Raw genomic sequence first — 25,150 nt, 5'->3', positions numbered from 1 at the left:
CGCATCCGCGGTGTCAGCCGGTCTTGGGGAGCGGGCCCGGTCACTCAGCACGTCACACCATCCAGGGGGTCGATTGCATGCGCAAGCGCTTGAACACCGATCAACTGGCGGCGTCGGTCGCCGCCATTCTCACCACTGCCACGCGTGGTCGCACGCTGGCTTCGATGACCTTGGTGCTGGCTGGTGCACACAGCCTGCCCGTCCTGGCACAGGAAGCGCGCACGCTGGACGCGGTCAGCGTGGTCGGTACCGGCTCCACGCGCACAACGGCTTCCATCTCCGTTGCCGAGATCCAGGCCCAGGTGCCCGGCGTGGCACCGCAGCAGTTGCTGGCGAGCCTGCCCGGCGTGAATGTGCAGACCACCGATCCGTTCGGGCTGTACGAGTTCGGCGACTCGATGACCATCCGCGGCTTTTCCGCCAACCAGATCGGCGTGACCCTGGACGGCATTCCGATCGAAACCTTCGACACCCGCGAAGGCGGCCCGATCACCCGCTACGTGTCCAGCGAGAACCTGCTCGACGTCACCGTGTCGGCCGGCTCCGGCGATGTCACCCAGCCTTCGTATCACGCACTTGGCGGTGCGATCCGCTACACCAGCCTGCCCCCGAAAGGCGGCGACAGCTGGAGCGGCAATCTCACCCAGACCATCGGCTCGGACGATCTGGTACGCAGCTTCGTGCGGCTGGATACGCCGGACTGGTGGGAAGGCGGCCCCAGCGCCTATCTGTCTGCCTCGCGCACGCAGGGCGGGGTGTGGGACATGGAACCGGCCACGCAGAAGAGCGATCACTTTGAAGCCAAGATCCGCCAGGCCTGGGACGTGGGCCACCTGACCCTGGGCTGGATCTACAACAACCGCAAGGACTACGACGTGCAGTCGTACAACTCCGACGGCTCGGTGGCGTGGGATCTGCACGAACGCATCACCGGCAATCCGGAAGTGGATGCCGAGCATTACAGCGAATGGCAGAACGGCCGCCGCGACTCGCTGCTCAGCCTGCACGGCGATTTCCTGTTCAACGACGCGATCGGTTTCACCTTCACCGGCTACTACGAGAACAAACATGGTTACGGCGTCGGTGGCACGCCGCCGAGCACGGCCACCGGCCTGTACAACGATGCCATCGCCGGTACGCCGGGGCGCACCGACATCGCCATCAACGACCCGCAGATCGTCGATGCCAACGGCAATGTCACCCGTGTCGGTGCGATGACGCGGCGCGAGGAAATCATGGGTGGCGATCGCTACGGCGTGACCACCGCGGTGTCGTGGGAGACCGAGCACAACAAGCTCGAAGTCGGTGCGTGGTACGAGAACTACGACTTCGACCAGGTGCGCCCGCTGTACAACCTGGACCCGGCCACCGGTGCACTGCTCAAGGGCTCGCTGCCGATCGTCATCTACTACGACAACCACTTCTCCACCGAGGTGAAGCAGCTCTACATCAAGGACACGCTGCGCCTGCTCGATGACCGGCTCACCATGGAGTTCGGCGCCAAGGGGCTGGATGTCAAACGCGACTACAACGGCATCGCCAATCTCGATGACTTCAATGTCGGCGTGCGCCGCGATGTCACCATCAAGAACAGCGACTGGTTCCAGCCGCAGGTCGGCGCCAGCTTCCAGCTCGCCGAAGGCGTACAGGTATTCGCCAACTACGCGGAGAACTTCAGCTCGGCGCCGCGGCTGGCGTTGACCTCGGGCGCATTCAATCCGGATATCGCGCCGGAGGAATCGACCAATATCGATATCGGCATCCGCGCCGAATCCAGCCAGTGGAGCGGCTACGTCGCTGCCTACAAGATCGATTACGAGAACCGCATCATCGCGCTGACCGACCCGGACCCATTGGTGGTCGCACCCACGATCTACGCCAACGTCGGCGACGTGCAGACCTATGGTGCGGAAGTGTCCGGCATGTGGAAGCCGGCACCGGGCTGGCGGCTGGGAGCGTCGCTGACCTGGAACAAATCCGAGTTCCAGGACAACTATTTCGGCCCGGTCAGCGGCAACCTGGTGCAGGTGGAAGGCAACGAAGTGCCGGACTCGCCCAAGGTGATGTTCAGCCTCAACGGCGGTTGGGAAGGCGAGCATTTCTTCGCCAACCTCGACACCAAATACACCGGCAAGCGCTACGGCGACACGCTCAATACCGACCAGGTGGATGCCACCTTCATCGTCAACGGCAGCCTCGGCTACCAGGGCGAGGATGCCGGGTTCCTGGCCGGTGGGCGGCTGCAGTTGTCGGTCTACAACCTGTTCGACAAGGACGATGCGATCGGTGCGGTGTTCCCGAACGAGAGTTCCGGCTCGTACCAGTTGATCGCACCGCGCCAGCTGTTCGCCAGTCTGTCCTACACGTTCTGAGGCGGTGACGCGGCCGGCTGCGTTGCCGGCCGCGTCATCGGTGGTGTCAGTCGCACTCGTTCCATGACATGCAAGGACTACGCGTTGATGCAAGGCAATCATTCTGGGGCGATGACGCGGCGGCAACTGCTGGCGCGCATCGGCATGACCGCTGGCGGCGCATTGATGTACCAGGCGATGAGCAGCCTGGGCATGGCCGCCGAATCAAATTTCAAAGGGCCGCTGCAACTGGACGGCGACCCGAAAGGCGCCTCGGTGCTGATTCTGGGGGCGGGGCTGGCCGGCATGGCTGCGGCCTTCGAACTGCGCAAGGCGGGGTACCGCGTGCAGTTGCTGGAATACAACGACCGCCCCGGTGGGCGTAACTGGACGCTGCGCGGCGGCGACCGTTATACCGAACTCGGCGGGGCGACCCAGCATTGCCAGTTCGACGACGGGCTGTACCTCAATCCGGGGCCGTGGCGCATTCCGCATCACCACAAGGCGGTGCTGAGTTACTGCAAGCAATTCGGTGTGGCCCTGGAGGCGTTCAACCAGGTCAACTACAACGCGCTGTTGCACAGCCAGCAAGGCTTTGGCGGCAAACCGCAGCGCTTCCGCGCCATCGATGCCGATTACAAGGGCCACGTGTCCGAGCTGCTGGCCAAGTGCACGCAGCAGCAGGCGCTGGACCAGAGCGTGAGCCGTGAAGACCAGGAGGTGCTGTTGGAGTCCTTGCGCACCTGGGGCGCGCTCGACCACAAGTTCGGCTACGTCAAAGGCAAGGACAGCAGCGAGCGGCGCGGCTTTGCGCGGTATCCCGGCGGCGGCCTGTCGGGCAAGCCGGAGTTCTCCGATCCCTTCAGCGTGCAGGACGTGTTGCGCTCGCGTCTGTGGACCACGTTGGCGGCCGGCAACAACTACGAGATGCAGACCACCATGTTCCAGCCGGTGGGCGGCATGGACCAGATCGGCAAGGCGTTCGCGAAGCAGCTTGGCGATGCCATCACCTACAACGCCAAGGTCACCAGGATCGATCAGGACGGCAACGGCGTGCGTGTGTCCTGGCAGGATGCTGCGCACGGCGGCGAAGAACGCATCGCCAGCGCCGATTGGTGCATCTGCACGATTCCGCTGTCGGTGCTCAGTCGTATTCCGGTCACCGCCGGCGACGCGATGACCACCGCGATCGGTCAGGTGCCGTACGCGGCATCGGTGAAGGTGGGCCTGCAGTTCAAGCGCCGCTTCTGGGAAGAGGACGAGGCCATCTATGGCGGCATCAGCTATACCGATCTGCCGATCACCTTGATCAGCTATCCCAGCACCAACTATCACAGCCCCGGCAAGGGCGTGCTGCTCGGTGCCTACGTGTGGGGACTGGACGCCTACCAGTTCACCTCGATGCCCCCGGAGCAGCGCGTGCGCAAGGCGGTCGAATACGGCACGCAGCTGCATCCGCAGTATCCACGCGAGTTCGAGAACGGCATTTCGGTCGGCTGGCACCGTGTGCCGTTCACGCATGGCTGTTTCGGCATGTGGAGCGAGCAGGCGCGTGCCGAGCACTACACGCCGCTGTGCCAGATCGACGGGCGCCTGGCGCTGGCCGGTGAACACGTCTCCTATATTCCGGCCTGGCAGGAGGGCGCGATCTTGTCCGCGCACGATGTCGTCGGCCGTCTGCATCGCAAAGTGCTGGCCGGAGGAGGTCGCGCATGAGTCTGTTACCACGATTGGCCGCGGCCAGCTTCGTCGTTGCGATGGCTGCCTTGCTGGTGCCGCCGGGCGCATACGATGCGCAGGCGCAGAGTTCCGATGCCACCCAGCTGTTCCCGCAGCAGGGCTTTGCCAAGGCATCCGGCCAGGATGTCTACCAGGCGATCTGCCAGGGCTGCCACATGCCGGCCGGGCGCGGCGCGCAAGGTGCCGGCGAATACCCGGCGCTTGCCGGCAATCCCAAGCTGGCCGCCGGACCCTACGTCACCATGATGGTGCTCGACGGCCACGCCGGCATGCCCGGCTTCGGCGAGATGCTCAACGACCGCCAGGTGGCCGAAGTGGCAAGTTATGTGCGCACGCACTTCGGCAACGATTACGCCGAGCGCGTCACCGTCGACGACGTCAAATCGTTGCGCCACTGATTCCCCCTTCTCTCTCATGCAAGGAGTTGCCATGTCCCGTCCAGTGACAGCCGTCCTCACTGCCGCCCTGGTGTGGTCTGCGGGTCTCACCGCTGCGCACGCCGCCGAGGTGATCCGCCACAAGATTCCCAACAGCGATTTCCCCATCGCTGCCGCCGTGGAAATTCCTGCCGGCAAGGCCACTGTCTATGTCAGCGGCAAGGTGCCGGCGGTGGTGGATGCCAGTGCGCCCAAGGATTCGGCTGCCGCCTATGGCGACACCAAGGCGCAGACGGTGAGCGTGTTGAACCAGATCAAGCAGCAACTCGCAGCGCTCGGCCTGGGGATGGGCGATGTGGTGAAGATGCAGGTGTTTCTGGTCGGCGATCCGGCCATGGGCGGCAAGATGGATTTCAACGGGTTCATGGAGGGCTACCGCCAGTTCTTCGGCACCAAGGAGCAGCCCAACCTGCCGGCACGCTCGGCCTTCCAGATCGCCGCGCTCGGCAATCCGCTGTATCGGGTGGAAATCGAAGTGGTCGCCGTTCGTCCCTGAAACCGTCGTGCCGTCCTGCTGGAGGTTGTCATGAAAACTGCTCTTTCGCGCCGCATGTTTCTGCGCGATTCCGCGCTGTTTGCCGGCGCTGCCGGTGCGAGTGCGCTGCCGCTGCTGGCCAGCGCCGCCGAACGTTCCGCCGCCATCGCGCCGACACCGGCCAGTGCGCTGTCGCCGGTGATGATCGGCTCCAACGAATTTCCCGATGGCCCGTCGGCGGCCGCGGTCAAGGCCATCGCGCAGATCGCACCGCAAGGCGGACGCTACCTGCGCGATGTGCAGAGGGAGCTGATGGATACCCTGGCCGCCGAGCTCAAGCTGCCTGTCGATCACCTGATGGCCTACGCCGGCTCCACCGAGCCGCTGGACTACACGATGCTGGCGTTCACCTCGCCCAGCGCCGCGTTGGTCACCGCCGATCCCACCTACGAATCCGGCTGGCGCGCCGCCACCCGCAATGGCGCAAACCTGATCAAGGTGCCGTTGCGCAAGGACTTCTCGCACGATGTGCAGGCGATGTGCGCCGCCGACGCCAGCCCTGGCGTGATCTACATCTGCAATCCCAACAATCCCACCGGGTCGGTCACCGCACGCAAGGATCTGGACTACGCATTGGCGCACAAGCCCAAGGGCAGCGTGCTGGTGGTGGACGAGGCCTATATCCACTTTGCGCAGAGCACCAGCAGCGTGGTCGACATGGTCGCCGCGGGCGAGGACGTGGTGGTGTTGCGTACCTTCTCCAAGCTCTACGGCATGGCCGGCATTCGCCTCGGCTATGCGGCCGCGCGCCCGGACCTGCTGGCCAAGCTGATGTTCTACAGCGTCAACAGCCTGCCGGTGACCGCCGCCGCCGCAGGCCTGGCCAGCCTGCGCGATCCCGCACTGGTGCCGCAGCGCCGCGCACGCACCGCGGCCACACGCAAGGACGTGATGGAGTTTCTCGCCAGTCAGGGCTACGCCTGCACCGCCTCGGAGAGCAACTGCTTCATGGTCGATGTGAAGCGCCCGGCCGCCGGCTTCAAGGACGACATGGCCACCCATGGCGTGTTCATCGGGCGTAGCTGGCCGGTGTGGCCGACCTGGTCGCGCATCACCGTCGGCACCGACGCGGAGATGGCACGCTTCAAGCAGGCCTTCGTGCAGGTGATCGCCGGCAAGCGCGGCCCGTTGCCGCTGCCGGACGCTACGGCCGCTGTGCATGATCCGATGGATGCTTTTTTCCGTTACGCATGAGGCGTTACTCTGGCACCACCGGCGCATGCGAACGCGCTGGTGTGGCCAGGCGCGCTGGGCGTCGCGCATCCCTTAACGCAGGAGTGTTCCCTTGAAAGTGTTTTCGACATTTGCCGTGCTTGGTCTGGTGCTGCTGGCGCCTTCGGCATGGGCGCGTACCTGCGCCGTCACCATCACCGGCAACGATCAGATGAAGTTCGACCAGAGCGCGATCAAGCTGGCGCCCGACTGCACGCAGGTGGACCTCACGCTCAAGCACTCCGGCAAGATGGCCGCCACGGTGATGGGGCACAACTGGGTGCTGACCAAGTCCGCCGACTTCCAGGCAGTGGCCAATGCCGGCATACGCTCCACCATTGCCGACAGCTATCTGCCCAAGGCCGACGCGCGCGTGATCGCGCACACCAAGGTGATCGGCGGCGGCGACAGCACCACGGTGAGCTTTTCCACCAGCAAGTTGAGCAAGGGCGGCGATTACACCTTCTTCTGCTCGTTCCCCGGCCATTGGGCGATGATGAAGGGCACGCTGAGTTTCGGTTGAACTGTCACGTGCCGCAGGTGTGCGTGGCCGCGGCAGGAGTGAAGTGTGAGGGAGCTGGCACGCGGTTGCGTCGCGTGCTCCAGGGCGATCGCGACCGGAGTGGGCGGCGGCGCCAACCAGCGTCGTGGACGCTGCTTCTGGTTTCGGCGTTGGCGCATCAGCGTCTTTCGCCGAACGCGATGTAGTCTGCGTTTTTAACGGGCTTTCCCGGTCAATCGGTTGATCTACTCGTAGCTTGGCAAGGCGATGGCATTGGCGTCCCGTGCAAAATGGTTGTTGATGAACGACCTGAGTGCGGGCCGGCTGGCCAGGCGGATGGCATTGCGCAGCACTGCCAGGCCGAAGCGGGTATGCGGCCACAGCAGGCGCGGAACCAGCTTGGGAATGTTCTGCCCCTGTTTGACGAAGGGGCGCATGATGCGTTCGTAGTGAGCGAAGGCGGTTGCCGGCGTGTCCGACCTGGCAAGCTCCCCGGCAAGGACGTAGGCACCCACGATCGCAAGCGTGGTGCCGATGCCGGACAGTGCGGTCGGGCACCATGCCGCATCGCCGGTCAGGACCACCCGACCGTTGGACCAGCGGTCCATGCGTACCTGGCGCAGCACATCGAAGTAGAAGTCGTCGACGTCCGTCATCGCATCCAGGATGCGCGGAAACTCCCAGCCCAGCGCAGAGAACTGGGCACGAATCAAGGTGCGCTGCTGCGCCACGCTCCAGCTGTTCTCGTGACCGGGTCGCTTCTGGATGCCAAGATAGACTCCCAACTTGCCGTCGCGTGCAGGTTTCACCACCGCTCCCCGACCACCCAGCGTGTTGTATTGCCGCGCATAGGCACCGTCACTGGCGATCTGCGGAATGCTGAAGTAGGCAATCGTCAGGTCCATCCAGCGCGGCCGATTTTCTGCAGGGAAAACCAGCTCCCTGGTGTGCGAGCCGACGCCCTCGGCGATCACTACAAGTGCATAGGTTTCCTGGTGGCCGCCGGCAAAGGTGACCTGGACGCCACCGTCGCGCTGCTCAATGTGTTCGATGCTGTCACCGAAGTGGAAGCGCACTCCTTGCGCTGCTGCGGTCTCGTAGATGATCCGGGCGATATCGCCGCGACGGATTTCCATCTCCGCGGTCGGGCCGCCGTCGGTGTCGGAGTGCGCCGCTTCGAAGCGGCCGACCACGTGATTGTCTTCGGTGACCCAATCGGTGCCGCGCTCCCGGGTGCTGCGTTCGAGCAGCAACGCCTCCAGGCCCATCCGGCGCAGCACGTCTCGCGCGGTGCCGCGCACGTCCACGTTCTGTCCGCCGTCGCGGAACGCCGGCGCGCGCTCCACGACTTCAACATCGCGGCCATACCTGGCAAGCCACCAGGCCGTGGTGGTGCCGGCAACGCTGGCGCCCGTGACAAGGATACGAGCAGCCATGCTGTGAGCTCCCGATAAAAATACATCATACATGATGTATTTTTATCGGCGGAAGCCAGCGCCGGCGCTGGCGGTCAGCCTGGCGACGTCTCCGGACTACCGGGCGGAGACGCTGCGCGCAACAACCCGCGTTGCAAGGCCTGCGCCAACGCGCTTTCGCGGCTGCGTGCATCGAGCTTGCGATAGAGGTTCTTCAAGTGGAACTTGACCGTGTTTTCCGACAGGTGCAGACAGCGTGCAATCTGCTTGTTGGAATACCCACGTGCCAGCTGCGCGAGCACTTCCAGCTCGCGCTCGCTGAAGATGTCGCCGGCCGGGTCCTCGTCGCCGCTGAGGCGCTCGAGCAGGGCCTGGATGGTGAGTGCGCGGGTGGTGCCGCCGACGGTCTGCGGGTCGTGTTGACGCAGCGAGCGCAGCATTGCCTTGGCCGGCAGTCCGAGTTCGACGATCGCCTGCCAGCTTTGCGTCAGCGCCACATGATCGAGCGCGCTGTACAGATGCGGCAGCGCCGCGGCCAGTTCGCCACGCTGCTGCAGCACCAGGGCGATGCGTGCGCGGGTGCGCGCGAGGTGGCACAGATTGTCATTGGCCAGGCAGGCCTGTTCGATCTGGCCCAGGATGGTCAGCGCGGCACTGCTGCGTCCGGCCAGCCGGTGCCAGCGTGCCAGCGCAAAGCCCATCGCCGCACGATCGCGCCAGCGGTGGGGCGAGCGCAGCGTATGCGCCAAGCCGGATTCGCCGCCGGTACGGGCGATCACCACATCGATGGCGGCATTGCCCGGATGTTCCAGCAACAGCATCAAGCGCCATGCTGCCGCCAGCTCGGACAGGCGTGTCAGCTTGCGCCCGTGCGCGATCTGTTCGACGTGTTCGAGCAGCGCCAGTGCACTGCGCCCGCTGTGGTCGCGCACACGCTCCAGTCCCAGCGCGGTGCCGTAGGCGGAGGCCAGCACGTCCATGCCGCCGTCGTGCTGTTCCAGCAATTCCAGCGCCGGATGCAGCAGGTCGGCCGCATCGTCGTGGTGGCCGCGTTCGTAATGCAGTTGCGCGAGCAGACACTGGCCGGCGGCCTCTAGCACGCGATCCAATTGGGGGGTGCGGGCGCACCAGTTCAGGGCCTGCCGGTAACAGGCTTCGGCGTCGCCGAGTTGCCCGCGGTAGAAAAAGCTCTGGCCCAATGCCAGCAACGCCTGGCTTGCGCCCGGTTCGCTGCCGCCGCGCTGCATCGCGTCGCGTGCGTTCAGGGCGTAGCGTTCGGCCAATGCAAAGGCGCCCTGCGCAATGGCGGTGGTGGCGCAGATGCACAGCAGCATGCCGCGGCCCAGATGATCGTCCTCGTCCAGCGCGGATGCCTGCGCGGCGATCTGGGTCAGGCCATGCGGATTGCCGCAGATTTCGTCGAGGCGATCGCGCAACAGCGCCACCACCACCGTGTAGTCGCGCTGCAAGGGCTCACGCAGCGCCGCTGGAAAGTCGCGGAAGCGTTCCAGCAGCAGGCGCGCATGGCTGAACTCGCCGAGCCTTGCGTGCAGATGCGCCTGGGTGAGATTCAGCGCCGGGGTGTCGCGGATGGTGCGGTGTTCGAAATGCCGGAGCAGTGCGCGCACCTCGTGCGTGCCGTGGGTCAGCACCAGTTGCCAGGTGCCGGCGCGCGCGATGTAGCTGGCGGCCAGGTCGCCACACTCGGCACGCGATGCGTGCCGCACCGCTTCGGCCAGATGCTGATGCTCGCCAAACCAGCGTGCGGCCCGTTGATGCAGGTGCGTGGCCTGGCCGGGATGTTCGCGGTCGAGCAGTTGCTGCAGGAAGTCGGCAAACAAGGGGTGATAGCGGAACCATTCGCGCTCGCCATCCATGGGCACCAGCAGGCCGTGGAAATGTTCCAGCCGCGCCAGCAGCCGGCCGCTGTCGTCGCGCTGGCGCACCGCATCGGCCAGCGCTGCGTTGACGCGCTCCAGTGGGCTGGTCCGCAACAGCAGATCGCGCGTGTCGGCATCCAGGTCGTTGACCACCTGTTCGGCCAGGTACGCGGCAATTTGTGCGCTGCGGCCGGAGAAACGCGCGGCCACCTCCTGTTGACGTTGCACGCCGCCCTCCAGCCACAGGCGCGCCAGATGCAGCGCCACCGGCCAACCTTCGGTGTAGCGCAGCAATTCGTCCACTACCGGCGCCGGGACCTGGGGCCCCAGCAATGCCTGCGCCTCGTGCTCGTCCAGCGCCAGTTGCGCACTGCCGAGACGGCTGAGCTGTGCCTGCAGGTCCAGCCGCGCCAGCGGCAGTGCCGGCACGCGCCGGGTGGCCAGCAGCAGGTGCAGGCGTCCGCCGCCGTGTTCGACCAGCCGCAGTACCAGCTCGTCGACGATGCCGCTGCCGAGCCGGTCATAATCGTCAAGAATCACGCTGATGCGCCGTGGCGCCGCGCGCAGCGCGCGGATCAGCACCGTCACCGCCTCGCGCGGATCCTGGTCGCGGTTGTGCAGCACTGCGGCGCACAGCGCCGGATCGGCACCTGCGTGCTGGATCGCCAACGCCAGATGGCCAAGGAAGCGCGCGGCATCGGCGTCCTCTTCGTCCAGCGACAGCCAGGCCACGGCCGCGTGCTCGCGTGCGCGCAGCTGCGCATGCCACTGCGCCAGCAGCGTGGTCTTGCCGAACCCAGGCGGTGCCAGCAGCAGGGTGAGTGGCCGGGCCTGGGCCTGATCCAGCGCCGCCAGCAAGGCACCGCGCACCACCGCACCGGTACGCGGCAGCGGCGGCTCCAGCTTGCTGGCAAGCAGCCAATCGGGAAGGGCGGAATCGCGCGACGGTGAGGGGCGCGGTGTGAGCAACGCAACAGGCTTGAGCATGAGGCGAGGGCGGCCCTGGCAAGCGTCGGCAGCGCGCCGGCTCGACACGCTGCAGATCGTGATGAAACAGCGGCGATGCAGATGGCGTCACCGTGACCGGCGACAACGTCAGATCGGCTGCTTCGAGGGTCCCCACCCATGCCCATCCGTGGACACCTTTCAGAAAGGTATGACAGCCACAAGACAAAAGCAAAGCTTGTCGTTGCGCCGCCGCCTGAATGGCGCAAGCGATGGCGCAGGGCGCGCGCAAGCGCCAGGCAACAGCCGAGTCCATCCGGACGCCATGGGCCCGGACACGACGCCGGCGCCGCGCCTGTTCAGCGTCGGCGCGGAGTCGAGATACACATCAGCATCGCCGATGGCGCGAGCCTTGCGGCCAGCGCCATCGGTGAGCATCGCGAGGCACGCGATCACGCCTGGCTTTCAACGCCACACAAGGTCAGCGTGTCCGTGCCAGCTCGCAGACAAGACGACGTCCGAAGACGCCTCAGTGCGCCACTTCCGCAAACGCCTCGCGCGCGGCGGCCAGTGTGGCCTCGATCACTGCCGCGTCGTGCGCGCTGGACATGAAGCCGGCCTCGTACGCCGACGGCGCCAGATACACGCCCCGCTGCAGCATCGCGTGGAAGAAACGGTTGAAGGTGGTGATGTCGCAGGCAGTGGCCTGCGCGTAGCTCTCCACGATCTCGTCGGTGAAGAACAATCCGAACATGCCGCCGACCTGATTGGTGGTGACGGCAATGCCGGCCGCGCGCGCGGCATCTTCCAGTCCTTCGCACAATACGCTGGTGGCCTCGCTCAGGCGGGCGTGGAAGCCCGGCTCCTGCACCAGCTCCAGCATCGCCAGGCCCGCCGCCATCGCCACCGGGTTACCCGACAAGGTGCCGGCCTGGTAGATCGGGCCGGCCGGAGCGATCTGCTCCATCAAGTCGCGCCGGCCGCCGTACGCACCCACCGGCATGCCGCCGCCGATGATCTTGCCGAAGGTGCTCAGGTCCGGCGTGACCCCGTAATGCGCCTGGGCGCCACCGAGCGCGACGCGGAAACCGGTCATCACCTCGTCGAAGATCAGCAGTGCGCCATGCCGGGTGCACAGCGTGCGCAGATGCTGCAGGTAGCCGGCCTGCGGCGGAATGCAGTTGGCATTGCCGACCACCGGTTCGATGATCACCGCCGCCACGTCGGCGCCGATCTCGTCGAACAGGGCGGTGGCGCCTTCGAAGTCGTTGAAGCTGAGGGTGGCGGTCAACTCGCTGAGGCCGGACGGCACGCCCGGCGAGGTCGGCACGCCCAGGGTCAGCATGCCGCTGCCGGCCTTGACCAGGAACGAGTCGCCATGGCCGTGATAGCAGCCTTCGAACTTGACGATGCGGTTGCGCCCGGTGGCGCCGCGCGCCAGGCGCACCGCCGACAGCGTGGCTTCGGTGCCGGAATTGACCATGCGCACCATCTCGCAGGACGGCACCAGCCGGTGGATCGTCTCGGCCATGGTGACTTCGGCCGCACACGGCGCACCGAAGGACAGGCCGTCGCGGATCGCGCGCTCCACCGCTTCGCGTACTGCCGGGTGATTGTGGCCGGCAATCATCGGCCCCCACGAGCCCACGTAGTCGATGTAGCGGTTGTCGTCCACGTCATACAGATACGGGCCATCGGCGCGCGCCACGAAGAACGGCTCGCCGCCGACCGACTTGAATGCACGCACCGGTGAGTTGACGCCGCCGGGCAGCAGCGTCTGCGCCTGGGCGAACAGGGCGTGGGAGCGGGTGTGGTTCATGCGCGCAGATCCTTGAGTGGTACCGAGTGGGGGCGGCGCAGCCCGACTGCGGGCAGCGCATTCGCCATTGTCAGGCTTGCGGCCCCTGTCCGCCTACCCACCAGGTGCCTGCCTACCCGTCGGAGCGGGCGGGTAGGGCAACCCGGCTGCCTATGATCGAACGGGACGGTATCGACGGTTTGGCATGAGCAGATGACCTGCGGTCATTGGCCTCCTGCGGCGGATGTTCAGAGAGTGTGATTCCGGTGCCCTTGGCGCCGTTCATTTTTGTCGCGTTGCCGACAGTTCCAGACTTGGGGGAGACAGCATGAACCGTAGTATCCAGAAGCGTGCCTTGGCGTTGGCGCTGGTCGTGGCCATGGGGAGCGTCCACGCGCAGTCCACCAGCGGCAGCATCGTCGGCAGCGTGGGGCAGAGCAGCGGCACCAGCGTGCTGGTGGAAAACAACAGCGGGTTCAGCCGCGAAGTACCGGTGGATGCGCGCGGCCGTTACACCGCCGGCAACCTGCCGCTGGGCACCTACAAGGTCACCGTCAAGCGCGACGGCGCGGTGGTGGAGACGCGCGAGAACGTCGCGATCACCGTCGGCGCCAACACCGACGTCTCGTTCGCTGCCGCGTCGGGGAGCGGCATGCAGACCCTGGACAGCGTGACCGTCACCGCCGCAGGCCTGACCACCATCGACGTCAGCAGCGTGGACACCCGCACCGTGGTCACCGCCGAGCAGCTGCAGCAGCTGCCGCTGGGCCGCACCGCCGAGGCAATCGCGCTGCTCGCACCGGGCGTGGTGGTCAACAGCGGCGGTTTCGACAATGGCCCGCTCGGTGGCTCGCTGCCCAGCTTCGGCGGCTCGGCCGCCAGCGAAAACGCCTATTACCTCAACGGCTTCAACACCACCACCATCAGCAACAACCTGGGCGGCCTGACCCTGCCGTACGGCGCCATCGACCAGCAGGAAATCTTCACCGGCGGCTACGGCGCGCAGTACGGCCGCGCCAATGGCGGCGTGATCAACCAGATCGGCAAGCGCGGCACCAATGAGTGGAAGTTCGGCGCGGCGGTGATCTGGGAGCCGAACGGTCTCAAGGCCAATCAGCGCGACATCTATTGGCGCCCGGACAGCCAGGGCAGCACGATCAACAACGCCGCCTACCGCTACGCGCGCTCGGCCAATGGCCTGTATCAGCCGGCGAGCGAGGCCGAAGCGAATCAGACCACCTACAGCGCCTACGTCGGCGGGCCGATCATCCAGGACAAGCTGTTCTTCTTCCTGGCCGCCGAACAGGTGGATTCGGACGGCGTACGCGTCGGCACCAATCGCGACACCGACAACGGCCGCACCGGCGGTCTCACCGATTACGACTACAAGCAGAAGCGCTGGTACGCCAAGGTGGACTGGAACATCACCGACAACCACCTGATCGAGGTGACCGGCGCCAGCGACGAGGCAGAGACCAATGGGTCGATCTACCGCTACGACTACGTCAATCGCCAGCGTGGCAGCTATTTCACCGACGAGTCCACCTGGAAGACCGGCCCGACCCTGTTCACCGGCAAGTACACCGGCTACCTCAGCGACAACCTCACCGTGACCGCGCTGTACGGCAAGATGAAAACGCCCGATGAGCTGACGCCCTTCAACTACAACGCGGCCGGCGGGCCGGTCATCAACAGTGCCGCGCTGCAGAATCCGGCCTACACCGGCGGCACACCGCGCATCGGCAATCAGCTGGTCACCTCGGTCAGTTCACCGGATCGCGAATACAAGAAAGACAATCAACGCCTGAATCTGGAATGGCGCATCGGCCACCACACGCTCAACTTCGGGATCGATAACCAGAAGTCCGAGGGTATCGATGTGGGCTCGGTGCTGTCCGGCCCGGGCTTTGCATGGACCTATGGCCAGACCAACGATCCGAATGGCCTGCGGACGGGCGGGCTGGTCAGCCAGTCGGCCAACGAAGCCGGTGGCATCGGCGCACCTAGCCCGGGCCTGGTCGATCCGGTCAACGGGTCCAGCGGCTATTACGTGGTGCGCAACATCAATACCAGCCTGTATTCCTACGAGGCCAAGCAACGCGCCTACTACATCGAAGACAAATGGCAGGTCACCGACAACCTGCTGCTGAGCATCGGCCTGCGCAAGGACGAGTTCACCAACTACACCCCGTTCGGCGACCCCTACATCGAAGTGGATAACGCCTGGGCGCCGCGGCTGGGCTTCAGCTGGGACGTCAACGGCGATTCCAGCCTGAAGGTGTTCGGCAACGTGGGCCGTTATTACCTCGGCCTGCCGTTGTCGGCAGTGAGCCTGTTCACCCCGGCCACCACTACCGATACCTACTTCACCTACAGCGGCATCAATGCCGATGGCACGCCGATCCTGGCGCAGCAGCTGGGGTCGGCGGTGTCGGCCAACTCGCGTTTCGGCCGCATCGCCGACGTGCGCACCGCGGTGGTCAAGGACATCGAAGGCGAGAACCAGGACGAGGTCATCCTCGGTTTCACCAAGCAGCTGGACACCGGCTGGGTGCTGGGCGTGCGCGGCACGCATCGCCGCCTCAATGCGGGGATCGACGATCAGAACTACGACGTTTCCAATACGGCGTTGATCGCCGCTGCGGCCGCCCAGGGTGTCACCATCGACTTCTCGCAGGTTGCCGGTGCATCGCTGATCAATCCGGGCCAGACCAACACCTGGGGCGTGATCGGTACCGATGGCCAGTTCCATGAAGTGTCGGTGAGCCGCGAGGCGGCGGGCTTCCCGAAGTTCAAGCGCAATTACTCGGCGGTCGAATTCAATCTGGAGCGCCCGTTCGACGGCAAGTGGTACGCCAAGGTCAACTATGTCTGGTCGCATAGCTATGGCACCACCGAAGGTCAGGTGCGTTCTGACCTGTGGCGCACCGGCGGCGCTTTGGGCAGCTACCAGGGCCAGGCCTCGGTTTCCACCACGCAGAGCTGGGACCACGCGGCGCTGATGGAACACTTCAACGGCGATCAATCCAACGATCACCGTCATCAGCTCAAGCTGTTCGGTTTCTACCAGTTCACTCCGCAATGGGGTGCGTCGGCCAACTTCAGCCTGATCTCGGGCGCGCCGCACAATTGCCTGGGCAACTACTACGGCGACAACTACACCGGCACCGACCCGGCCGGCTACGGTGGCAGCGCGATCACCGGCGGTCCTTACCACTACTGCTACAACCCGGAGACCGGTACCGGCGTGGCATCGCCTCCCGGCTCGCAGGGGAGGCTGGGCTGGATCGCGCAGCTCGACATGGGCGTGACCTACAAGCCGGCATTCGCCGCCGGCAAGCTGGCACTGCGCTTTGACGTGTTCAACATCACCAACGAGCAGACCGCAACCAACATCTACCCGTTCTCGCAGCTGCCCGACAACACCACCAACCCGCTCTGGGATCAGGTGGTGGCCTACCAGGCACCGCGCTCGGGCCGGGTGACATTGAGCTACGACTTCTAATCGCGCCAGGCGATAAGGTCGGTCCCGGCAGCGACGCGTGATGGCACGCGTCGCTGCCTTGTTGTCTGTACGTCACGTCGCCATTCGTATGCGCTGATGGAGGATTGGTCGCGCGCATAGATCAGTCGTAAAGCGGTTGATCTGCAGTTTGGCTGCGGGGCTCTTGCCCGCCCACCCTCGCGGGACACGCCGCAAGTACGTCCGTGTAGGCTCTTACGCGGCATCCATGCCGCGTAAGGTCCCGCGACGGTGGGCGGGCAAGGACCAGTCGGGAGGGTTGGTGCGCCTGGTTAAGAACAGAGCATGACGCACGTTGTTCGGATGACGTCGCGTCCGAAACCCCGTTGCAGTTCGAGCAACAGGCAGGCTTTAGGCATGCACCCTACGACTTTCTGAGTACCTCACGCAGGTCTGGCAACAAGCAGGTTTTTCACCTGGTCACCGGCAAATTTCCTGGTGCGGTGTCCTTGCCGATTGCGGAGCCCTTGGCGGCGTGGATGCCGCCAAGCAGCCTCCATGGACGGATTCACGGCGTGTTCCGCGAGCGGTGAAGGCACCGCGCCCTCGACCCACCGAGCTTTTGACTGCATCCAATAAACGACGCTTCGACTCGAGTCTCGGTCTCTTGCGTCTTCGCGTGCGCGTGTCGCGGGTAACGTCTGTCGTCTGCCAGCCACGCTAGCGTGCAAACCCGGCCCGATATGCCTGCACTGCCGCGAGCGGGTCCGGCGCGGCGTACACGCCGCTGACCACTGCAATCAACTCGGCACCTGCAGCCACCAAGCCGGGCACCTGCGCAGCCGCGATGCCACCGATCGCCACGCGCGGCACTCCCAGCGCTGCGGCTTGCTGCAGCAACGCCGGCGTGGCGCGGCGTGTCGTCACCTTGGTGGTGGTCGGGAAGAACGCGCCGAAGGCCACATAGCTGGCGCCGGCCGCGACCGCTGCGCGCGCGCGCGCAATCTCGTCGTAGCACGACACCCCGATGATGGCCTGTTCGCCCAACAGCGCACGCGCCGCGGCCGCCTCGCCATCGTCTTCGCCCAGGTGCACGCCCTGCGCGCCCACCTGTCGTGCCAGCTGCGCATCGTCGTTGATGATCAACGGCACATCGTGCGCAGCGCACACCTCGCGCAGCGCGCTGGCCTGTTCCAGGCGCAGCGCCGCAGTGGCCTGCTTGTTGCGGTACTGCAGCCAGGTGACAGCGGGCAGCAGCGGCAAGGTGCGCGCGATCAGGCGTGCGGTGTCGGGTTCGTCGGGCGTGATGAGGTAGACGCCGCGGGCGTTGTGCAGGTCGGACATGGCAGCGCTTCCGGAAGCGGTGGGTGGGATGGGACAATGCAGCCCCACCGTTGCGTGACCGCGATTATCCGATGAGCGAGACATCCACGACCACCTACCGCACCTGGATGTGCGTCGTCTGCGGGTTTCTCTACCACGAGGCCGACGGCATCCCCGAAGAGGGCATCGCCCCGGGCACCGCCTGGCAGGACGTTCCCGACACCTGGACTTGCCCGGATTGCGGCGTGACCAAGGACGACTTCGAGATGGTCGAGATCGACTGAGGTCCTGGCTGGGTCGCTGCGTTTTTCGCGCCACAACATCGCCGGCACACGTTCGCATGGTGCTGGCGAGGGCCTTGCAGGCGGTGTTTTCAGTGCGCGCGCGCGCGCTGACTGTTCAGCTCGACCAGATGCTCGTGCAGATTGGCCGCGTCCTGCGCACTGGGATTGAGCTGCAGATAACGCGACAGATCGTGGCGTGCGCCGTTGCGGTGGCCCAGGTGCAGATAGGCCATGCCGCGATCGCGTAGCGCCTCGGGCTGGTCCGGCACCAGCTTCAGGATGCGGTCGGCACTGCGCGCGGCGCGGTCCCAGTGCTCGGCATCGGCGTAGACGCCGTGCAGATTGCGCAGGATGCGGATCAGGATCGCGCGATGCGGTGCGGGGTCGAGGATCTGCGCCAGGGCGCGGTCGTCGGGGATCTCGCCACCCAGGTGCGGACGCGCGCGCTCGCGCAGCTCGTCCACGCCCAGCGGGCGGCCGCCGTTGAACGGATCCATGACCAGCACGCCGTCGTCCACCGGCAAACGCACCAGGAAATGCCCGGGAAACGACACGCCCGCCAGCGGAATGCCCAGCCGGCGCGCGACTTCGATCTGCACCATCGCCAGCGAGATCGGGTTGCCCAGGCGGCGTTCGAAGACCTGGTTGAGGTAGCTGTTGCGCGGGTCGTAGTACTCGTCGTGATTGCCCGAATAGCCCAGCTCGTCGAACAGGTAGCGATTGACCGCGGCCATCTTCAGCGGCCACAGGTCGATCGCCTCCACCTCGCGGCGCAGATGCTCGACATGGCTTTGCACCAGCGTGTCGTACAGCTCGGCGTCCAGCTGCGGATACTCGTCGCGCGCAATCAGCAGCGCGGTGGACATCAACGGCACTGCGTCGTCGTCCAGGCTGGCGAGCGCGGTCCAATGGGGAAGTGGGAGCATGTCGACCATGCTGCCAAGAGTGTCGGCAAGCGGCGCGTGGTTCAAGTCCGGTACTTCCTGACAGGAAGGGCCTGTCGCGTGAGATTCACTTGAGCTTTGGGATATCCGGGCTCAGGGTCAGGCTGGCGCCGTCCTGCAGGTTGAGCCTGGCGGCCTGGCCGGCATTGAGTTCCAGCACGTAACGGGCCGGGCGCTTGCTGGGGTAGGGCGGGCAGGCGTCGCCGCCCGAACACGGCGGCACGTCGCGCTGTTGCGAGACCAGCCGGCGTTCATTGTCGAAATACAGGATATCCAGCGCGATCTTGGTGTTCTTCATCCAGTACGCCAGCGGTTCCTGGCGGTCGTGGACGAACAGCATGCCGTGATCGTCCGCCATGGCATCGCGAAACATCAGGCCTTTGGCGCGGTCGGCATCGTTCTGCGCCAGCTCCACCTGGTAGCGCGTGCCGGCCAGTTCCACCCAGCTGCCGCCGCTGCTGGCGCAGCCGCTGAGCAGGATCAACAACGCAAGGGCGAGGAAGCAAAGACGGCGCATGCTGCATACCAGTGGGCGGGGATGCCGCACCATCTGCCAAGCGGCCGCGTGCGTCAAGCCGCTGTGGTGCGGCGTACCGTCATCGCAGGTGACAGGAGTCCGGCCCGCTGTCGCTTCGCAACGCGGGCCGCAACTGCGTATGCGCGTGCTTGCACGCGATCGCTCAGATCACCCGCGGCGGCTCGCCACCGACGATCACCACATCGGCCGGGCGACGCGCGAACAGGCCCACGCAGACCACGCCGGGAATCTGGTTCAGGCTGCGCTCCAGCGCCACCGGGTCGGTGATCTGCAGGTTGTGCACGTCCAGCACCACGTTGCCGTTGTCGGTGACCACGCCATCGCGCCATACCGGCTGACCGCCGGTGAGCGCCAGGATCTGGCGGGCCACCAGGCTGCGCGCCATCGGAATCACTTCCACCGGCAGCGGGAACTTGCCCAGCACCGGCACCTGCTTGCTCGGGTCGACGATGCAGATGAAGCGCTCGCTGGCCTCGGCAATGATCTTCTCGCGCGTCAACGCTGCGCCGCCGCCCTTGATCAGGCAACGGTTCGGGTCGCACTCGTCGGCGCCATCCACATACAGCGACAGATTGCCGGTGTGGTTGAGATCCAGCACCTCGATGCCATGCCGCCTGAGCTGCGCGCTGCTCTGCTCGGAGCTGGACACCGCCCCCTTGATGCGGTGGCTGATGCGGCCCAAGGCATCGATGAAGTAGGCCACCGTTGAACCGGTACCGACCCCGACGATCATGCCGTCTTCCACGTAATCGATCGCTTTTTCGGCGGCCAGGCGTTTTGCTTCGGACATTTGGGGGCTCGGGATTGGGGAATCGGGATTGGGGAATCGCAAGAGCGGCTGGGCTGAGCGGGATTTGCAAATCGCAAATCCCGAATCTCTACTCCCGGCTACTCCATCGCCAGCAACAATTTCCACTGCGCGGCGGTCACCGGCAGGATCGACAGGCGGTTGCCGCGGGCGATCAGCGGGAAGCCTTCGCCCAGGGCGTCGGCCTGCTGCTTGATTTCGTCCAGTGCGATCGTGCGCGTGAGTTTGCGCTCGAAGGCCACATCCACCAGCATCCAGCGCGGATCTTCGCGGGTGGCCTTGGGGTCGTGGTAATCGGATTTGGGATCGAACTGGGTGTCGTCCGGATATGCTGCGCTGGCGACCTTGGCGATGCCGACAATGCCCGGCACCTTGCAGTTGGAGTGGTAGAACAACACCCCGTCGCCGACATGCATGCCGTCGCGCATGAAGTTGCGTGCCTGGTAGTTGCGCACGCCGTTCCAAGGTTCGGTGCCGACGCGTTCCAGATCATCGATGGAAAACGTGTCCGGCTCGGACTTCATCAACCAGTAGCGCTTGCGGGCAGTCATTCGGAAACGGCGTCGTCTTTCAGGAAGGTGGCGTGTTCGGTGCAGATCGCATCCACCGCCACGTCCCAGGATTCGATGGGCAGGGCGGGCAGCTGCTGCGCGGCGAAGCCGACGCCGACCAGCCAGGGCGGCGGCGTCTGGCGATGCCGGAACGCGAAGCTGCGATCATACCAGCCGCCTCCCATGCCCAGCCGCCGGCACTGCGCGTCGAAGCCGGTCAACGGCGTCACCACCAGCGCCATCTCCTCGGGTGCGAGCAGCGCGGTGCGCGCCACGTCCGGCTCGGGGATGCCGTAGCGGTTGCTGACCAGCCCCTGGCCCGGCCGCCACGGCGCAAAGCGCAGGACGCGCCCGTCCAGCACCGGCAGGCAATAGCGCACGCCGGCCGGCAGGCTCAGTTGCCAGCGATGCAGCGCGATTTCGCCATCCATCGCCCAGTACCCGGCCACCGCGCCGGTCTGCGGCGCGAACGGCAGCGCCAGCAGGCGCTCGGCCAGCGCATCCGCGGCTGCCAGGCGCTGCGCTGCGGGCAGGCTGCGGCGCAGCGCGCGCAACTGCTGGCGCAAGGCGTCTCGGTCGTCGGTCATGGCGTCTCGCAGCGATAGGCGGAGGGATATTGTCGATGGCGTGGACGCGCCTGCCTAGCTGCGCGTGTCCCACCGATCGCTGGTGCCCGCAAGTCTCCCGTCTGTCGATGAGCGCATGTGCGTGCAGTACTTGCAACATTGCGCCGCACGCACCACGCACCACGCACCACGCACCACGCACCACGCACGCATGCCTGTCTTGGCGCAGCCATTGCACAGCGGCGCAGCCGAATTGCGCGCATGCCCTGTGTTTCAGACACGCAAAAAGAAACGGCGCCCGAAGGCGCCGTTTCAGATTTGCATTCTCCGCCGTGAACGATGCGGGCGAAACGACCTTGAACCCGGGGTTCAAGTGGGGACGTTGTGAGGCCATCGGGCTTCCCGCTACAAGGCGGACTTGCACTCCCGGCTTCGTCGCGCCCCCGTGGTCGTAATTAAGGGACAAGGCGAATGTTTTGCACGCTGTCGTTTACAGCAGAGAACGCAGGTGAAGTATAGACCTCTGCTGCGCGATGGCTAGCCCATTCGTCGGCCGGCGCAATTGAAAGTTCATATTTGCGACGACAGTGCGAACTGCACCTCAACGCGGTGTGTCGGACACGCTGTCCAGGCGGCGATTCAAGCTGTCCAGCGTATTGGCCAGTTCACGGTCGTACAGCGCTTGCTGATCGCGCAGCTGCTGCAATTCGTGCGCCAGATTGAGTGCGGCCAGCACCGCAACGCGGTCCACCGCTGCCATGCGATTGCTGCCGCGAATCTCGCGCATGCGCAGATCCAGCAGGCGCGCCGCAGCGGTGAGGCTCTCGCGTTCGTCGGCGGTGACACCAACGGTGTATTCACGATCCAGAATACGCACGCTGACCGGCTCGTTGTTGCTCACGTGTGCTGCTCCAGGGATTTCAAGCGCACGATCATCGCTTCCACGCGCGAGCGCGCCTGTTCGTTCTTGGTCAGCAATTGCGCGCGCTCGCCGATCAACTGTTCCTGCTGGTGACGCAGGCTGCGGTTCTCGTCGGTCAACCGCTGGCTGCGCTCGACCAGGGCCTCCACACGGGCGGCAAGTGCGCGGATCTGGGCGAGGGCAGCGGCGTTGTCCATGCGCTCACGATAGGGGCGCGTGCGCGCGGCGGTCAAGCGCCCGATCGCAGCCCGCTTACCCGCCGTCAGGCCAATCCCGACAAGGGCTTGCACTGCGCCCGGCGCGGCCGGCGTCACGCGCGTGGACCCCGTAGGGAACACGCCGCTGGCGGCCGACGCGGGGGTGCCTTGATACACTGGGAAGTCAAATCGCCGGCCCATGTGCCGGCACCTCCTGTTCCCAGCCTGGATGACCCGATGGATCTGCCCGATGTAACCGCTGTGCAAAACGAAAGTCGCCAGCTGGAGTTGGCTTCCTCCGCAGCGGAGTTGCACGGCGGGCTGTGCGGGTGGCTCTCCGGTGGGGGTGCCGACAGCGGCGACTGGCTGGCGCGCATCCTGGCCGACACCGCGCAGGTGGCGCCCAAGCAGGGCGGGGCGCTGGACCAGATGCGGCAGGCCACGGTGGCGCAGCTGGAAGACCGCGATTTCGCCTTCGAACTGCTGCTGATCGACGACGGCGCACCGCTGGCGGCGCGCACCGATGCCTTGTTCGACTGGTGTCGCGCCTTTCTGGGTGGCTTCGGCCTGGCGGCGCAGCAGCGCCCGGCACTGACCGAAGAGGGCGAGGAGGCGCTGCAGGACCTGGCGCGGCTGGCGCAGGCATCCAGCGACGATTTCGATGCAGCCGACGAAGACGACACCGCCCTGGCGGAGATCGAGGAGTTCGTGCGCGTGGCGGTGCTGTTGCTGCATGGCGACTGCGTGATGGGGCCGCGCTTCCGCCAACGTCTGAACTGACCGCACGACCGCCATGAAAAAACTCACCGGGATCGGCGCGGCCGAGTACGCGCGTCGGCGCAAGCAGCTGATGCAGATGGCCGGCGATCAGGCCATCCTGATCCTGCCGGCCGCGCCCGAGCGGGTGCGCAGCCACGACACCCACTACCCGTATCGGCAGGATTCGGATTTCTGGTATCTGAGCGGTTTCCCCGAGCCGGAAGCGGTGCTGGTGCTGGTGCCGGGCCGCAAGCATGGCGAGGCGATCCTGTTCTGCCGCGAGCGCGATGCCGAGCGCGAGGCCTGGGATGGCCCGCGCGAAGGCCAGGAAGGCGCGGTGGAGCGCTACGGCATGGACGATGCGTACCCCATCGACGATGTCGACGAGATCCTGCCGGGCCTGCTGGAAGGGCGCAGCCGCGTCTATTACCACTTCGGGCGCGATGTCGACTTCGACCTCAAGCTGATCGGCTGGCTCAAGCGCGTGCGCGAGCAGGTGCGTCATGGCGCGCAGCCGCCGCACGAATTCCTCGAGCTGGGACATCTGCTGCACGAGCAGCGGCTGTTCAAGTCGCGCGACGAGATCGCGTTGATGCAGCACGCCGCCGACATCAGCGTGCGCGCGCATCGTGCCGCCATGCGGCTGGCGCGGCCGGGGGTGCACGAGTACGAACTGCAGGCCGAGGTGGAGTGCGCGTTCCGCGCCGCCGATGCGTGGCCGGCGTACGGCAGCATCGTCGGCACCGGCAGCAATGCCTGCGTGCTGCACTACCGCGCCAACAATGCGCGCAGCCGCGATGGCGAACTGGTGCTGATCGATGCCGGCGCCGAGTACCGCGGCTACGCGGCCGATATCACCCGCACCTTTCCGGTCAACGGCCGTTTCACCCCGGCGCAGCGTGCGCTGCACGATCTGGTCGGCGCTGCGCAGGCTGCCGCGCTGGCGCAGGCGCGCCCCGGCGTGCCCTACGAAGCCGGGCATCTGGCCGCGGTGCAGACCCTGACCGAGGGGCTGCTGCAGCTGGGCCTGCTCAAGGGCAAGCTGGAGCGCAATATCGCCGACGGCCATTACAAGCGCTTCTATCGGCACAAGACCGGCCACTGGCTGGGGCTGGATGTGCACGATGTGGGCGACTACCGGTTGGCTGGCGACTCGCGTCTGCTCGAGCCCGGCATGGTGTTCACCATCGAGCCGGGGCTCTACATCTCCGCCGACGACACCACGGCGGAGGCCAGGTGGCGCGGCATCGGCATCCGCACCGAAGACAATGTGCTGGTCACCGCCGACGGCCATCGGGTGCTGACCGATGCGCTGGCGCGCAGCGCCGACGAGATCGAAGCGGAGATGGCGGACCGCGACGCGTTGCGCGCATAGCGCGGTCATGCCGCGATGAGCCGTCCTGGTCTGGATCGGTGCATTGCCTTGCGAGCCACACGCGCATTGCCGGTTTGGTTGAGATTGCGCGGCGTATCCGGCTGAGGCCGGCGCCGGCGCTCGGGCCGCGCCGCGCGCCTTGCAAACATGAGGCGCCCGGCCGTTGTGCTGCGGGCCGTTCTACTGGCCGAGTTGTGGTGTCTGGGTGCGTTCGGGCTGCTGGACCTGTTCGCCTGGCGTCACCAGTTGCTGCGCGCGTGCGAACGACTGCGCTTCCGGCGTGCTCAATGCCTGCTCGGTCTTCATGTGCGCGCGCAGATGCGCCGGGTTGGCCGGGTCGCCCTGCACCACGAACACGTTTTCGCCACCGTGTACGCCGCGATTGTTGGCCTCGCTCATCAGCACATGATCCACGCGCGACAGGCCGCCTTCCTTGGCCAGCGGCAACAGGGCGGCGCTGAGCCGGTCGCTGGTCTGGTCGGGTGTGCGTCCATGTGCCGCATCGATTGCATGCACGCCGCGCTGGATCTGTTGATACATCGGATGGTCGGGGTGCGAGGACTGGCGTGGATCGTTCATGGCAATGCTCCGTGCGGTGCGGAAGG

22 protein-coding genes and 1 other RNA gene are annotated in these 25,150 nt (G+C 66.0%); 10 read left to right on the top strand and 13 right to left on the bottom strand.

The genetic code is table 11. The features are described 5' to 3' along the window. The first annotated feature begins 89 nt into the window (after positions 1–89). From ACCQ04_RS16280 to azu, 6 genes are all read left to right on the top strand, one after another. The gene (locus ACCQ04_RS16280; RefSeq protein WP_209220124.1) at positions 90–2,372 is read left to right on the top strand and encodes a TonB-dependent receptor; all 2,283 of its coding nucleotides are present in this window, start codon (positions 90–92) and stop codon (positions 2,370–2,372) included. Between the two features lie 87 nt (positions 2,373–2,459). Further along, entirely contained in the window at positions 2,460–4,067 is a 1,608-nt protein-coding gene (locus ACCQ04_RS16275; protein WP_046346055.1) for a flavin monoamine oxidase family protein, read from the top strand. Continuing rightward, a complete protein-coding gene (locus ACCQ04_RS16270; RefSeq protein WP_046344172.1) occupies positions 4,064–4,489 on the top strand; it encodes a c-type cytochrome in 426 nt (141 codons plus the stop codon). Before ACCQ04_RS16275 ends, ACCQ04_RS16270 begins: the two co-directional genes overlap by 4 nt. A gap of 31 nt (positions 4,490–4,520) precedes the next feature. Continuing rightward, positions 4,521–5,024, top strand: a complete 504-nt coding sequence (locus ACCQ04_RS16265) for a RidA family protein (RefSeq protein ID WP_184613095.1) — start codon at positions 4,521–4,523, stop codon at positions 5,022–5,024. Between the two features lie 30 nt (positions 5,025–5,054). Continuing rightward, complete coding sequence (locus ACCQ04_RS16260) at positions 5,055–6,257, top strand: pyridoxal phosphate-dependent aminotransferase (RefSeq protein WP_226427410.1); 1,203 nt, start codon at positions 5,055–5,057, stop codon at positions 6,255–6,257. Between the two features lie 91 nt (positions 6,258–6,348). Next, positions 6,349–6,798 carry an azurin gene (gene azu, locus ACCQ04_RS16255; RefSeq protein ID WP_226427409.1) on the top strand — a complete coding sequence of 150 codons (450 nt, stop codon included), beginning with the start codon at positions 6,349–6,351 and terminating at the stop codon, positions 6,796–6,798. A gap of 224 nt (positions 6,799–7,022) precedes the next feature. On the opposite strand, the gene ACCQ04_RS16250 is transcribed toward azu, so the two are convergent. The 3 genes from ACCQ04_RS16250 to hemL form a co-directional block, all read right to left on the bottom strand. After that, positions 7,023–8,213 carry an FAD-dependent monooxygenase gene (locus ACCQ04_RS16250; protein ID WP_226427408.1) on the bottom strand — a complete coding sequence of 397 codons (1,191 nt, stop codon included), beginning with the start codon at positions 8,211–8,213 and terminating at the stop codon, positions 7,023–7,025. A gap of 74 nt (positions 8,214–8,287) precedes the next feature. Further along, complete coding sequence (locus ACCQ04_RS16245) at positions 8,288–11,059, bottom strand: winged helix-turn-helix domain-containing protein (RefSeq protein ID WP_226427407.1); 2,772 nt, start codon at positions 11,057–11,059, stop codon at positions 8,288–8,290. A 487-nt stretch (positions 11,060–11,546) separates the two neighbouring features. After that, complete coding sequence (gene hemL, locus ACCQ04_RS16240) at positions 11,547–12,836, bottom strand: glutamate-1-semialdehyde 2,1-aminomutase (protein WP_024938103.1); 1,290 nt, start codon at positions 12,834–12,836, stop codon at positions 11,547–11,549. 307 nt (positions 12,837–13,143) lie between these two features. Here hemL and ACCQ04_RS16235 point away from each other — a divergent pair, with 307 nt between their 5' ends. Then, a complete protein-coding gene (locus ACCQ04_RS16235; RefSeq protein WP_024938104.1) occupies positions 13,144–16,320 on the top strand; it encodes a TonB-dependent receptor in 3,177 nt (1,058 codons plus the stop codon). A gap of 678 nt (positions 16,321–16,998) precedes the next feature. Here the strand turns inward: ACCQ04_RS16235 and thiE are convergent. Next, positions 16,999–17,622: a thiamine phosphate synthase gene (thiE, locus tag ACCQ04_RS16230; protein ID WP_372358562.1), complete on the bottom strand. Its 624-nt coding sequence runs from the start codon at positions 17,620–17,622 to the stop codon at positions 16,999–17,001. A gap of 23 nt (positions 17,623–17,645) precedes the next feature. Between thiE and ACCQ04_RS16225 the strand changes: the two genes are divergently transcribed. Further along, positions 17,646–17,885 (top strand): rubredoxin, encoded by a 240-nt coding sequence (locus tag ACCQ04_RS16225; protein WP_024938106.1) that lies wholly within the window; start codon positions 17,646–17,648, stop codon positions 17,883–17,885. An 89-nt stretch (positions 17,886–17,974) separates the two neighbouring features. Here ACCQ04_RS16225 and ACCQ04_RS16220 read toward each other — a convergent pair whose 3' ends face one another. The 8 genes from ACCQ04_RS16220 to ACCQ04_RS16185 all read right to left on the bottom strand — a co-directional run bounded on the left by ACCQ04_RS16220 (position 17,975) and on the right by ACCQ04_RS16185 (position 22,411). Beyond that, positions 17,975–18,856, bottom strand: coding sequence for a SirB1 family protein (locus tag ACCQ04_RS16220; RefSeq protein ID WP_046344164.1), 882 nt, complete (start codon positions 18,854–18,856; stop codon positions 17,975–17,977). Positions 18,857–18,896: 40 nt separating this feature from the next. Then, positions 18,897–19,346, bottom strand: a complete 450-nt coding sequence (locus ACCQ04_RS16215) for a DUF192 domain-containing protein (RefSeq protein ID WP_054592121.1) — start codon at positions 19,344–19,346, stop codon at positions 18,897–18,899. A gap of 163 nt (positions 19,347–19,509) precedes the next feature. Further along, on the bottom strand, positions 19,510–20,157 hold the full coding sequence (gene rpiA / locus ACCQ04_RS16210; protein ID WP_016903557.1) for a ribose-5-phosphate isomerase RpiA: 648 nt from the start codon (positions 20,155–20,157) through the stop codon (positions 19,510–19,512). A 98-nt stretch (positions 20,158–20,255) separates the two neighbouring features. Further along, on the bottom strand, positions 20,256–20,726 hold the full coding sequence (locus tag ACCQ04_RS16205) for an EVE domain-containing protein (protein WP_016903558.1): 471 nt from the start codon (positions 20,724–20,726) through the stop codon (positions 20,256–20,258). Further along, on the bottom strand, positions 20,723–21,313 hold the full coding sequence (locus ACCQ04_RS16200; RefSeq protein ID WP_104542300.1) for a 5-formyltetrahydrofolate cyclo-ligase: 591 nt from the start codon (positions 21,311–21,313) through the stop codon (positions 20,723–20,725). Before ACCQ04_RS16200 ends, ACCQ04_RS16205 begins: the two co-directional genes overlap by 4 nt. Positions 21,314–21,612: 299 nt before the next feature. Then, positions 21,613–21,797: non-coding RNA, 6S RNA (ssrS, locus tag ACCQ04_RS16195), on the bottom strand. A gap of 96 nt (positions 21,798–21,893) precedes the next feature. Continuing rightward, complete coding sequence (locus ACCQ04_RS16190; protein WP_016903560.1) at positions 21,894–22,193, bottom strand: cell division protein ZapA; 300 nt, start codon at positions 22,191–22,193, stop codon at positions 21,894–21,896. Beyond that, a complete protein-coding gene (locus tag ACCQ04_RS16185) occupies positions 22,190–22,411 on the bottom strand; it encodes a TIGR02449 family protein (RefSeq protein ID WP_024938110.1) in 222 nt (73 codons plus the stop codon). Before ACCQ04_RS16185 ends, ACCQ04_RS16190 begins: the two co-directional genes overlap by 4 nt. Before the next feature lie 237 nt (positions 22,412–22,648). Between ACCQ04_RS16185 and ACCQ04_RS16180 the strand changes: the two genes are divergently transcribed. Continuing rightward, positions 22,649–23,191, top strand: a complete 543-nt coding sequence (locus tag ACCQ04_RS16180) for a YecA/YgfB family protein (RefSeq protein ID WP_016903562.1) — start codon at positions 22,649–22,651, stop codon at positions 23,189–23,191. A gap of 13 nt (positions 23,192–23,204) precedes the next feature. Then, on the top strand, positions 23,205–24,545 hold the full coding sequence (locus ACCQ04_RS16175) for an aminopeptidase P N-terminal domain-containing protein (RefSeq protein ID WP_372358561.1): 1,341 nt from the start codon (positions 23,205–23,207) through the stop codon (positions 24,543–24,545). Positions 24,546–24,725: 180 nt separating this feature from the next. On the opposite strand, the gene ACCQ04_RS16170 is transcribed toward ACCQ04_RS16175, so the two are convergent. Then, positions 24,726–25,124, bottom strand: a complete 399-nt coding sequence (locus ACCQ04_RS16170; protein ID WP_054592124.1) for an XVIPCD domain-containing protein — start codon at positions 25,122–25,124, stop codon at positions 24,726–24,728. Between the last annotated feature and the right edge of the window lie 26 nt (positions 25,125–25,150).

Source organism: Xanthomonas sp. NCPPB 2866 (assembly GCF_041475745.2).
Classification (GTDB): Bacteria; Pseudomonadota; Gammaproteobacteria; order Xanthomonadales; family Xanthomonadaceae; genus Xanthomonas; species Xanthomonas arboricola.
The sequence above is the reverse complement of the archived record's forward strand: the minus strand, read 5'-3'. Positions and strand labels throughout refer to the sequence as shown.